The sequence below is a fragment of the Paenibacillus sp. 453mf genome, from assembly GCF_900116105.1.
Taxonomy (GTDB): domain Bacteria; phylum Bacillota; class Bacilli; order Paenibacillales; family Paenibacillaceae; genus Paenibacillus; species Paenibacillus provencensis.
Map to the genome: position 1 here is coordinate 2,366,989 of NZ_FPAC01000001.1, position 11,944 is coordinate 2,378,932.

General features: G+C 43.1%; 15 protein-coding genes. 1 reads left to right on the plus strand and 14 read right to left on the minus strand.

The genetic code is table 11. From position 1 onward, the window contains the following. Positions 1-14 precede the first annotated feature (14 nt). Positions 15-551: a tetratricopeptide repeat protein gene (locus BM415_RS11085; RefSeq protein WP_091158009.1), complete on the minus strand. Its 537-nt coding sequence runs from the start codon at positions 549-551 to the stop codon at positions 15-17. 50 nt (positions 552-601) lie between these two features. After that, on the minus strand, positions 602-931 hold the full coding sequence (locus tag BM415_RS11090; protein ID WP_091158011.1) for a nucleotide pyrophosphohydrolase: 330 nt from the start codon (positions 929-931) through the stop codon (positions 602-604). Between the two features lie 198 nt (positions 932-1,129). Here BM415_RS11090 and BM415_RS11095 point away from each other — a divergent pair, with 198 nt between their 5' ends. Next, positions 1,130-1,996 (plus strand): YitT family protein, encoded by an 867-nt coding sequence (locus BM415_RS11095; protein ID WP_091159198.1) that lies wholly within the window; start codon positions 1,130-1,132, stop codon positions 1,994-1,996. 71 nt (positions 1,997-2,067) lie between these two features. Here BM415_RS11095 and BM415_RS11100 read toward each other — a convergent pair whose 3' ends face one another. From BM415_RS11100 to BM415_RS11155, 12 genes are all read right to left on the minus strand, one after another. Further along, a complete protein-coding gene (locus BM415_RS11100; RefSeq protein WP_170862429.1) occupies positions 2,068-2,913 on the minus strand; it encodes a sporulation protein YpjB in 846 nt (281 codons plus the stop codon). A 48-nt stretch (positions 2,914-2,961) separates the two neighbouring features. Beyond that, on the minus strand, positions 2,962-3,576 hold the full coding sequence (locus BM415_RS11105) for a DUF1405 domain-containing protein (RefSeq protein WP_244533298.1): 615 nt from the start codon (positions 3,574-3,576) through the stop codon (positions 2,962-2,964). A 124-nt stretch (positions 3,577-3,700) separates the two neighbouring features. Then, positions 3,701-4,579 carry a menaquinol-cytochrome c reductase cytochrome b/c subunit gene (locus tag BM415_RS11110; protein WP_091158015.1) on the minus strand — a complete coding sequence of 293 codons (879 nt, stop codon included), beginning with the start codon at positions 4,577-4,579 and terminating at the stop codon, positions 3,701-3,703. 18 nt (positions 4,580-4,597) lie between these two features. Next, positions 4,598-5,269, minus strand: coding sequence for a menaquinol-cytochrome c reductase cytochrome b subunit (qcrB, locus tag BM415_RS11115; RefSeq protein WP_047911153.1), 672 nt, complete (start codon positions 5,267-5,269; stop codon positions 4,598-4,600). Between the two features lie 15 nt (positions 5,270-5,284). Next, positions 5,285-5,827 (minus strand): Rieske (2Fe-2S) protein, encoded by a 543-nt coding sequence (locus BM415_RS11120; protein WP_091158017.1) that lies wholly within the window; start codon positions 5,825-5,827, stop codon positions 5,285-5,287. Positions 5,828-6,012: 185 nt separating this feature from the next. Next, the gene (locus BM415_RS11125; protein ID WP_091158018.1) at positions 6,013-6,465 is read right to left on the minus strand and encodes a DUF2487 family protein; all 453 of its coding nucleotides are present in this window, start codon (positions 6,463-6,465) and stop codon (positions 6,013-6,015) included. Positions 6,466-6,642: 177 nt separating this feature from the next. After that, positions 6,643-6,822 (minus strand): IDEAL domain-containing protein, encoded by a 180-nt coding sequence (locus BM415_RS11130; protein WP_047911150.1) that lies wholly within the window; start codon positions 6,820-6,822, stop codon positions 6,643-6,645. Between the two features lie 51 nt (positions 6,823-6,873). Then, on the minus strand, positions 6,874-7,965 hold the full coding sequence (locus BM415_RS11135) for a hypothetical protein (protein WP_091158020.1): 1,092 nt from the start codon (positions 7,963-7,965) through the stop codon (positions 6,874-6,876). 105 nt (positions 7,966-8,070) lie between these two features. Then, on the minus strand, positions 8,071-8,670 hold the full coding sequence (locus BM415_RS11140; RefSeq protein WP_091158021.1) for a histidine phosphatase family protein: 600 nt from the start codon (positions 8,668-8,670) through the stop codon (positions 8,071-8,073). Beyond that, positions 8,667-9,290 carry an anti-sigma factor family protein gene (locus BM415_RS11145; RefSeq protein ID WP_091158023.1) on the minus strand — a complete coding sequence of 208 codons (624 nt, stop codon included), beginning with the start codon at positions 9,288-9,290 and terminating at the stop codon, positions 8,667-8,669. The genes BM415_RS11140 and BM415_RS11145 overlap by 4 nt, the downstream gene beginning before the upstream one ends. Continuing rightward, positions 9,287-9,880: an RNA polymerase sigma factor gene (locus BM415_RS11150; RefSeq protein ID WP_047911146.1), complete on the minus strand. Its 594-nt coding sequence runs from the start codon at positions 9,878-9,880 to the stop codon at positions 9,287-9,289. The genes BM415_RS11145 and BM415_RS11150 overlap by 4 nt, the downstream gene beginning before the upstream one ends. Before the next feature lie 950 nt (positions 9,881-10,830). Continuing rightward, positions 10,831-11,943, minus strand: a complete 1,113-nt coding sequence (locus tag BM415_RS11155; protein ID WP_091158024.1) for a prephenate dehydrogenase — start codon at positions 11,941-11,943, stop codon at positions 10,831-10,833. Between the last annotated feature and the right edge of the window lies 1 nt (position 11,944).

Below are 11,944 nucleotides of genomic sequence, written 5' to 3' on the forward strand. Positions count from 1 at the left end.
ACACTCCTTATATTCTAGGTTGATGATTTATTCTTATTAGACTTCATTCGTTTGTGAAAATCCTGCAACAATTGTGTTAATTGATCATTCTGTGGTTCCAGCGATATGGCCTCTTTCAGTACAGCGATCGCTAGGATGTATTCATCCAGTTCGGCATAAGCAATGGATAGCCATACGTAAGCATCTGTGAAGAGCGGATCAAGCTCAATAGACTTCTTCAGCTGTGCGAGTACATCTTCTCTGACCTTAGACAAATTAGACGCAGATGCTTCGATGAGCAATCGTGCACCTGCAGTCAGCTTCTTCGCCTCAAGACTCCCTAGATGCATTATATACTCACCATGGTCTGGAGAAAGTTCTGCTGCTTTTTGAGCATGAAGTAAAGCTTGCTCCAGCTTCCCATTGCGTGCATAGGTAATGGAGCAGCGATAATGGATTTCAGCATTGTCGGGTTCCTTCTCAATTGCAGTCTCGAACCAAAAGACCGCAAGCTCGTAATCACCATGCAAAATAGCTTTGTATGCTTCTTGGATATAAGGATAAGATTTCATGCTTGCTGTCCCTCCCGAATATCGGTTAGTACAGCATATGTAAGGATGGATTATTCGGTGTCCTTTTTGGTCCAGCGATTCGCATCCCTCGTATTAAATTTATGCATCACTTTGTTGTGAGCCTCCGTCAGATCAATGCCGAGTGAATTCGCAAAACAAAGGGTAATAAATAAAATATCCCCGAGTTCAAGCTCAATGGAGTTGTCAGCCTCCGTAGATTTCTTGGGCTTCTCTCCATATTCGTGATTGACCTCACGGGCGAGCTCGCCTACTTCCTCTGTCATTCTCGCAAGCATCGTCATCGGGCTGAAATACCCTTCCTCGAACTGTGAAATGTAACGGTCCACTTCCCGCTGGATTTCTGCAAGACTTTTCTCCATACAAGTTGTAGCTCCTTACCGATAAATTTGCTTTATTCCAATGTTAACGTATTGAGATAGTGAAAACAAATCATTTTTTTAATCTGAGGTTGAAACAGGCATACTATGTTAGTACACCATTCTGTACATGTTTAAAGCGTAAAAATTGCTCTTTAAATGAATGTAAAAGAACAATCATCTAGCGAGGTATATATGATTATGAAGAATAAATGGATTATCCAATTGAGAATCATCCTTCCGATTATGCTGGGAACCGCCATATTTGCTTTTGGACTACTGTACTTCATCATTCCAAATCAGCTTATGGAAGGCGGAGTAACCGGAATTACCGTTCTGCTAAATTATGCGTTTGACATCTCTCCCTCCTTGTCAACCTTGGTGATCAATATCCCGCTATTCATCCTGGGATGGAAGGTTCTTGGGGGAAGACAAATCCTCTATACCGGTATCGGAATTGCCCTGCTTACTTTCTTTCTTGGTCTATTCGAGAGACTGATTGAAGCAGGTTATATTGTACCCTTTAAGACAGAGCATGATTTCCTGCTCGCGGCATTGTATGCAGGCGTCACTATTGGAACAGGTCTAGGAATCGTTTTTCGCGCGGGAGGCACAACAGGCGGCTCAGATATCATTGCAAGAATCTTATCCCGCAGATCGGGGATCAGTATCGGAAAAGTGATGCTCGGTATTGATATTATCATTATTGGTTCTTCCCTTTTTTTCATTCCTCTGGATAAGATCTTATATACGCTGGTGTCTGTCTTCATCAGCTCTAAGGTTATTGATTTTATTCAAGAGGGAGCATACTCGCTTAAATCCTTTACCATTATAAGTGATCAGGCAGATCAAATTGCACAGACCATTACGGTTGAAATGGATAGAGGGGTCACATTGGTGCCTGCTGTCGGGGGTTATTCTAAACAAGCAAAGCATGTAGCCTATTGTGTTGTTGCGAGACAAGAGGTACGACAGCTGCAGGAAATCATCAAATCTGCAGATGCCAGAGCATTTGTTATTATCTCAGAGGTGCACGATGTATATGGCGAGGGTTTTAAAGAGGAATAGCCCGGATAACCGGGCCATTATTAGATGCTAAGTACAGGACAGACATAAGACGGAGTACCGAAATCCCGCAACTATCGTCTTGTAAATGGAGTCGTTTCGGTGCCTTGAAATTTGCGATATCCTACATAAGCCAATACCGCCATAATTGTAGAACCTATAAACAGCTCGGCAGCCCAAGGCTCAGGACCACTCGCAAACGGAGTAAAGGCCGTTTCATCCTTTTCCTTGCCGAACAGGGCATTTACAAATTCATCTCCTTGCTGTAAGGCTTCAGCAACCGCTTCATAATTAGGCTCTGAACGCATGGTCAGTCCTTTTAAATAAGACATCCAGGAGTCAAACCGTTCAATTTCATAAGGCTGCTTCTTTATGATGGCCGCTGGACGAATGGTTTCGTAATGCTGCTCAAACTCTCCATATGTAACCATGAGTGAATCAGCTCGATGATTCAGTGCTCCTTCTTGAACAGCTGCGATATCCTCTTTCAATATTTTATAATATTGCAGCCACAGCGGCTTATCAGGATGAGCAAGACTATCCACAGCCAGCCTTAATTTAGCTGAAGCATGCTGCAGCGAATCAGCAGCTGCATCCGTACTGGCGGATGCCTCCTTGACTTCAACGATCGTTTCGGTCAGTGCGTGCATCCCCTCCACACTTGTCACCCCGTCATAGGACAATTGCCCAACCTGGGTTGTTATTAACTGCACATCCTCCCGAACTCCTACTAAATTGTTCTCGAGGGATTTCCGGTACAATGAAGTTGCTGTATCGTTCAGTTGCTTCATAAGCTCTAGATCAGATTGTGTCTCTTGAACACTTGCAGCAGACACGTTGGATACAATAGCACCACTGAACAGCGTACAGCAGAGCATAGCCGTAATCACACAGGAAGATCGTTTGATAAACGAAAACATGGACATCCCCTCCTACCTTATCGTATGAGGGGATGTGGAAGCCTAGTACTATATTCGTTTGGTTTGTTTAAGTGCGATGAAGCCGGTAAGGATGGAAGCAAGTGAGAGCGCTACTGTAAAATTTCGAACGCTGTTGATGTAGACGTCAATAGCATCCGGAAGACCAGGATATATGCCTTTCGTGTAATCCAACGTATCATTAAGTAACGTCCATACACCAGCAAAGATAAGACTGCCCAGTCTAAAGCCGAAAAATCGAGCATACAGCAGCACTTCAACAGCCATGGCAAGGTGAGAGGCAATCAGCATAAAATCCGACCAGATCATATCTACTCCGAGAGACCAGCCTGCTACAATCATTACAACTGCCCATATACCGTATTTAAATGAAGTGACAAAAGCCAAAGCTTGAATCACATGTCCTGTATTCTTTAACCAAGACGATGAAGCAGGATACAATAAGAACAGAAGTGATATGGTAAAAAATAGGCTGGCTGTAGGGCTGTCAGGAACAAATACAATCAGCCATACCGGATAATTGTCCAATGTGGACTCTAGCTGCCCTCCATACCATATATAACCGTAAACCGTTCCTAATAAGTTACACCCGAATAGTAACCAGAGAAAGCCTCGATGCATGAGAAAGGCCCGGCTCCATAACATAGAAATCGAAAACACCTGTATCCTCCTCTTACAGTTGCAAAGTAAAAATAGTATGTACATTAATTCTATATTCCGAAAAAGCCTGACTGCGGCTGCAGTCAGGCTTTCAGCTATAACCTATATTTTACTGTTCCGCTTTCTGAAGTGCAAGCCACTCTGCCAAGGTGTTGATATCTTCGTCCGTGAGACCTTGGGCAATGTTAGCATCATACTGTGGCTGCATTCCGCCTATGCCTTCTTTAATAATCGTGAGAATTTCTTCCTGGCTATGCTTGTCACCGATTCCAAGCAGCGCCGGAGCACCCTGTCCTTTCAGATCTACCGCATGGCAGCTCACACAGGTTGCTTTCTTATAAATTTCTGCACCCGCAGCATCAGGCTCGACAATCGCGATCTCCTCCTCCTGCTGTGATGGAGCAAATGAGGTGGATTCTCCTGCTGCATGCCTTTCTTCCGCTTCCTTCTCCCGCTGAATATGCTCCGGCTCCTGTTCAGAAGCTTCAAGCTCATGCTTGTAGTGTGTCCAGGCAACATTCGTCAAATAGATAACCGACACAATCGATAACAGCATGAGTGAGGAGGCAATCGGTCTTCTATAGAAGCGGCGTTCCTTACCCGTGTCAAGAAAAGGGGCCAGAAGCAGCGCGCCGAATGCAACCCCGGAAACACCAAGGGTACCAAGAACGACATAATCCCCTGAAGCATACGGATATTTCAAGTATTGGTATAAGAATAAGAAGTACCAGTCCGGCATCGGAATGACGTTAGCGCTTGGATCAGCTGGATATCCGAGTGGAGCAGGCTCCGAAATGGTAAGTACTAAAAAACCAACCAGTACGACAACGCCTACCATCCATTCTTTCAGCAGAAAGTTAGGAATGAACGCTTCGGACTTTCCCGGATATGACGTATAGTCAGGTGGAGTAATAAAGCCCTCTCCCTTGCGAACCCGAGAATCACCAACATACACAACCTTCTCATCAGATTTCTTCCCGTGTGCCATAGGCCTACCTCCCTTCGATTATAGTGGTCCGGAAATTCCTTGTCTGCGAATCATAATGAAATGCCCTACAAGCAGTATGAGCAGAACAGCCGGTAGGAAGAATACATGCAAAGCAAAGAATCTAGTCAAGGTCTCCGCTCCGACAATGGACCCGCCTTGTAACAGTTCTTTGATTACCGGGCCAAGTACAGGTACCGTGTTCGCGATCTCAAGTGTAACCTTCGTTGCAAAATACGCTTTGTTATCCCATGGCAGAAGGTATCCTGTTAATCCCAGTCCAAGCATGACGAAAAAAATCAGCATCCCGACGACCCAGTTCATTTCGCGAGGCGCTTTATATGAACCTGTAAAGAACACCCGCATGGTATGTAGAAACATCATAACTATAACTAGACTCGCTCCCCAGTGGTGCATGCCCCGTACAATTTGACCAAACGCAACCTGGGTTTGCAAAAACTCTACGCTCGCATAAGCGTTAATGATGTCCGGTACGTAATACATCGTGAGGAACATGCCGGATAGAATCTGTATTACCGTAATGAAAAACGTAAGTCCGCCGAAACAGTATACAAAAGCCGAGAAGTGATGGGCGGGATTCACGTGTTCAGGAACTTCATGGTCAGCAACGTCACGCCAAATCGGGGTAATGTCCAGACGTTCGTCGACCCAGTTGTAAATATTCTTAAACATCTACTCACGCCCTCCCTATTGGACTCTAGTATTTGGAACAATGGATCCGAGGTACACCCAGCCTTCCTCTTCCTTAACGGTGTATTCATCAAGCGGCGCTGAAGCAACCTCCAGCTGCTTGCCTTCCTTCGTATAATGCGCACCATGACATGGGCAGAAATATTCGTCTGGATATGTCGGGTTGTTATTGTATCGCACGGTACAACCCAGATGCTTACAGATCGGTGATAAAGCGTAGATAACTCCATCTTCCCCTCTCCTGATCCAGGCAACCAAGGACGAATTGCTTAGATACCAGCCATCTTGCTGCTTAAGCTCAAAGTTCACTTCCTGAGGCTCATCGGTGACCTTGCTCACTTCAATGACTTTCACAAAATCGCCTTCGTCGTCCTTCTGCAGTATCGGGTCTACAGCAAAACGGATCATCGGCAGAGCTGCACCCGCAGCCATATAAGCCGTCGCACCGCCCAAAGTGTAAGTTAGAAACTGTCTCCGTGACATCTCTTTACGACCGGGTGGTTTAGGCAGTTGGTGCTCTTTGTCTTTGTGATTGCTCATCCTCTTCCAACCCCCTTTTTCATCCAAATATTTCATTGTTCATTTAAAATATTCCACAAATTACTAGGACATACATAATCATATATTAGCCTCCATTGACCGTCAAGAATTTGTCACACATTTTAAATCAAAGAATGGAAGCGTTATATTGAAAATGTTGGTATTTTGTCACAATTAATTTAGATCTACTGTAATCCCCATAATCGATACACCTCACGATGTATTTTCTGTGACAATTGATTGATTTTTTCTGATGCCTCCTCCTTACTCTTGCTCACTAAAATTTCACATTTGGGGAATGTAAATATCAAATCTGAAGCAGAAACCGAAGAAGGCTCTATCTCTTGTCCAGTGCTCATTATAATGACAAACCTAAAACCGCTGGACTTCAGCTGTATACATATATTATTCAAGGAATCCAAGCGGTCTCCCGCAGTATAATGAAATGCCGGATAAGTGACAACTCGTCCTTTGAATGGAATTTCTACAATATCAAGAAAATCTCTCAGATTTTCTAAAGCGACTACAGCTTCAAGAGGAGATTCCTGCCCCGTCAGGCCGGTATATGGGATAATACATGTATCCAAATAAGGCTTCCATTCCATCCATTCTTCTTGTCTGATCTCGCTGAATTTCAAGCCTGTATTCCTCCTTCTAACTCTATATTTTTCTATATTATAATATTTGTCTTCCTCTGTTGGAAGAAGATTCAAGTGAATGAATCAATTACATATAAACACAAAAAACCCTCTTATTTATATGGTGGAACTCCAGCCATAAATAAGTAGGGTAATTTTAGAATTTATGCAAAATTCTCAGTTGATTAATCTCAGTTCATCCGTCAGGTTACGAAAAGCCACTTCATCCCCCGATGCCAGTGCTTTATCAATTTCATCCAAGAGCTTTTCACTTCGATGTTTCTTTAATGCCTCGTCCCACACCATCTCAGCAGCCAGTCCTAACATGACCTCGTAAGTAACTTTCATTTTATCCATAGGATGCACCTCCAACCAATTGTTTGTTTTATCAAATTCTTTTTCCGTTAATTAGGGAAGGATGATATAGGAGCTGGATATTTTGCTCCCCCAGGCTGTTATTTGTATAGCCTGCCCTTCTTGTTCGGAATCTCCGCATCGTATCATCCCCAGATGCATTAGCATCTGTAAAATACGCTGCTTAAAAACGACTTCCTTGGAATCATAGTAGAATGGATGTACCAAATCCCCTATACTTTCCATTAGCGAGGATACTGTGACCCACCTCTCAGCACACCTGCCAATCCAATAAACGACGGATGCTACATTTGGTATAGCCCCTTTATACTGTCTTAACCAAAAGCGGAATAGCTGTATCATCTCTTCTTCTAGAGCTTTCTCCATCGAGGCGCTGCCCTCTGCAGTCAGTTCAACCAGTCCATTATGTTCAGATACATAACGATGATGGAACGCATAGTCGTACAGGAGAGCCAATCGGTCCGGGTATTCTTTATAAGTGCGGCCATATCCAAAGCGCCACCCTCCCTTTCCGAGCAGAGATTCCTGAATGTTCAGAAATTCCATCAGCTGTTGTTGAGTACGCTTGTACATAAATCCTTCCTGGTTCAAAGGAATCTCATATTGAGAGATGAACTTTAACATCTGTCTAAGATCCTGGGCCAGCAAGTGATGTTCATCTCGATAAGCAGAAGGTTCATTTATGATTACCATCATCTGTTTAAATCTTTCCTGCAATATGCGAAGAAATTTAACTTTTAAATCGTTCGGTACTTGATATAAATACCGGGTCTGATGAGTCGAGCCATTAAATAACCATCCGGATTTGGTAAAATAGACAATGATCTCTCTAAAGAAAGAGACGGGTTGTCCGCCTTTTGGATCAATAGCTTGTCTGGCCAACGCAGTCAGTTCTTCCATACTGAAGCTGGCTCTTGTGTCGAACAACAACGCATTCAATAAACAAAGATGACTAATCGGAAGCTTCTCCACCTGTTCTTCAACAAAAGATGTGCTGCCGAGCGTAATTAGAATGCTCTGAATCAATTCATGTTTTGAATTGGTCTTGCTTGAGCACTCATAATGGTTCGCAATGCGGTTCAGCTGACCGATATCGGCATATGTGAGAAGATCTGCTAAATTCATTGTTCCATCGCCTCGCCGTTTTACTACCATTATGGGAATTATTACAACATTTATTCCAAATCCGCAAAAAAAATAACCCGAAATATGATCGGGTTACCGTTTAAGCTATTTCTTGTTAACTGAATCTGCTGCAAGTAAATGCTTAGTACAATTATACAATAGTGGATTCCATTCCGACTCCGCCTTCTCCAGAATCGTTAGTGACAAATTGCCAATCCGCTCGGAGTACTGATCTTCATACAAAGCTCTGTACAACTGCGCAAGCAATGCACCATGTGATATCACGAGAATTTGATGATCAGGGTATTTCTCTGCTAAGTCATTCATGAAAGACAAGATTCTTGCCTGCATTGCGGGTTCTTTCTCTTGTCCCAGATCCTGCAGGTTCCAATCCATGCCCCATTTCTCTTCACGCTCTAGAGCAGTAAGGCCTTCAGCCTGCCCAAAAGCTGTTTCTTTGAGTCGCTCATCTGGAGGCAGCATAGGCGTATTCAAAATGCCAGAAATGATCTCACCAGTCTCCTGCGCCCGTGACAATCCGCTCGTAATAATGTAATCCCACTTGTAAGGCTCTTCTAATAGCCTGCTGCCGAGCAATCTTGCTTGCTGCCTGCCTTCCTCGTTCAGCGGAATGTCACTTTGACCTTGTATGCGGCCGAGTAAATTCCAGTCAGTTAATCCATGACGAATCAGACCTATTCTCATTGCTTACTCCCTTCTCTAGAAGTTATCGCCCGTCCATTATGAATGCGGCGAAGAGAGAATAAGGCCACTCCCAAAGCAATTAGAGACAGAATCATCCAATGTTCAGGATATGCCTTCATTCCAACCACCAATGGATCCATTATACCGCTGGTTCTACTCTCTTCATGTTGCCAAATAGATAACGACGGAGAAGTACTTGCTACAGCCGTCGGAACAATACCAGATTGCTGGTTGGCGACTTCGCCCAAGCCAGAGTCCAAACTTGAAGTCATAAAGACAACACTGCACAGAAACAAAGCTAGACATGCAGAAATCCAGATCGACAACCGATGATTAACGGTCTGTGACATTAATGGATAGTTTCTCACAACACTATTCTGAATATTCGGATTGTCCTTATAGATCCGATCCATGACTTTGGTATGCATGGATTGAATCTTCTTCTCAGGTATTTGATCAGCAGTCAAAGGGATCAGCTCATACAATTCAGTCCATTCCTCATACTCTGACCCGCATGCTTTACATCCCTTAATATGCTGCATAAATTCAAGCCTTATTGGGTGATGTGCAGGCAGATCCCAAATCATTGCCATATGCTCCCGGGCATCGCTGCAATTCATTGATTCTTCATCCCCTCGTATTCCTCGTAAATCGGTTCAAAGAAATAAGACTGCAATTGATTCTTGACACTCATTCGAGCACGAAACAACAAGGATTTAACAGAACTTACCGTCTGTCCTAAAATATTTGATATTTCTTGATAGTCTAGTTGGTCATACTCTCTTAAAATGATTGCAGTACGCTGCTTGTCAGGCAAATTGTTGATTGCTTCACGCACCTTAACAACACGCTCACTCGTAAGCATCGCCTGTTCAGGGGCAGTGTCTGCCGAAGCGATTGGCATAAAGCCGCTCTCTTCCAGAGGAATGTTTGCAGTTCGTTGTTTGCGAAGCTCGCTAAGAACCGTATTTCTAGCAATAGTATACACCCATGTAGAGAAGGATGCATCAATTTCACGGAAAGAATGCAAGCTCCGGTAAGCTTTGTAAAAAGTTTCAGATACTAGATCTTCAGCTAAATGTTCAAGCCCTGAACTTCTCAACATGTGATATACAAAAGCATACATTTTGCGCTCATAGCGTTTCATTAATTCTGAATATAAATCAATGTTCCCCTCTTTTATCTCCTTGATCAGCTCTGAATCATCCATTAGGCCTAAGCTCCTCCTTGCCTATCCTTAGCCTGCTCCCATGTAAGGCATCTAAGAACAACTTATAAATGAATTGGGATCACGCATTTCTATAATTACGTCTAACAATTAGTTATGAAGATAGACCGCTTGAAACGGTAATGCATATGACCTTGAAAGGAACTTTCACACCTTCATCTAAATTGAAGAATTATAAATAAATTACAAAAATGTAATGTCCGTAAGGAGAGCCAGCATATTCTTGCTGTATATTTCCATCCCATATGTAGTAACACTTTCCTAAACATGACTTTATGACCAAGGAACATTATACCATACAAGCGACCATAGTTTCCCAATAAAATAGTTAAATTTTTGTAAACTTCGTTTACTACCCTACTTTCAGCCTATGTCAGTCCTTTTCTTGTTATCCCTTCTATTGAACAGTTACTAAATAAGAGACGGAAATCAATTGGAAATAGTTGCAGGTAAATTGGAATTTAATTTTTATCAAGTAAATCAATTTCATAATACCCTGAGTTCATGAGGAAGGGATGTCATGATGATAAAAAAAGCCGCTCGTTATGAGCGACTCTTCTGTAATACAAATATTCAGCTTCTCTTACATGCGACTCTACTTACATTTTCTATTTTATGTGAGGTGTCATGTGTTAAAATGGCGTGTTTATATAGGGAGTTCACTGAAGCGAATGACAACAAGCTCTTCTTCTAAAAAAAGAGGTCGTGAACCGAGTTCACGACCCGTTGCCCATTTTCAGAGCAACTCAGTTATTGGATAGGAGTGGAGAGAAACCATACTGTACTTTTATTATATGTATACGTTTTCATTTTGTCAACCATTATTATACATTAATTTATTTTCCTGTTCATTTGCTCAGTTAAAGCGATTTTATTAGGTTTAAAATGCACGAAAAGATAATATAAAAAGCTAGAAAGCAGCTACACGCTTCCTAGCTTCTAACGGTGTAATTCTTGGAGATAAGCAGCCGGGCTGCACGCTCCATGTCTTCTTCCTGCCTGAATGACAGTCTTAAAATCCCCGGAACGTCCTCCCGGCTTTCGATAATCTGCATATTGCTCAAATTGATAGCCGCCGTGCCTAGCTCAGTTGCAATTTTACCAATAATCCCCGGCGTATCCGGCACATCAATATAAATATCAAACAAAGAGATGATGACGCCTTTTCTTCTCTCTGGAAGCTGATTGCGAAACGCGCCTGCGGTCCGGAATGACTCTTCAATCGCTTCACCATTTTGATGCTCAAGAATATCGGTAAACCGCTGAATTTGCATGTTCCAATCCTTGAATAATCGAAGAAGCACTTCCCGGTTACTCAACAATATATCTCTCCATACGAGAGGATCACTTGATGCAATCCGGGTAATATCCCGGAAGCCTCCGGCAGCAAGCAGCTGATACAACGGTTCTGTCTCGTTATACTCGCTTACCTGATTGACCAGAGCTACCGCGATAATATGCGGCAAATGACTGATGGCCCCAACGATATCATCATGATGCTTCGGATCAACACGAATAACCTGTGCCTTCGTATGAGCAAGTAACGCCTTCAGCGAATTATATACATGCTCAGGAATCCCTTCTAAGGGGGTTAATACGTAGTATGCATTCTCAAACAGCAAGGCAGAAGCCGCTTCAACACCAGATCTTTCTGATCCTGCCATGGGATGTCCGCCGATAAAGTATGCATCCTGAAAATCAAGTGAGTTGGCGGCCGAGGTGACCGAAGCTTTGGTGCTTCCGACATCCGTAATGATGCAGCCTTTCTTGAGTGGAAGCTTGCTAAGAAGTTCAAGATAATAATTCAGCATTCCTACAGGTACGCTTAAAAATATATAATCAGCATCCATTGCCGCTTCTTCAATCGACAACGTTACTTCATCCAATACTCCGCTCTGAATGTAGCGTTCTTTGAGTTCGGGTTCGTGTGCATATCCTACGACGGTAATTCCGGGTTTTCCTCTGAAACACAAGGCAAGGGACCCACCAATGAGTCCCACCCCGAAAATGGCTATTTTTTGTGTATGATTCTCTGATTCATTCATG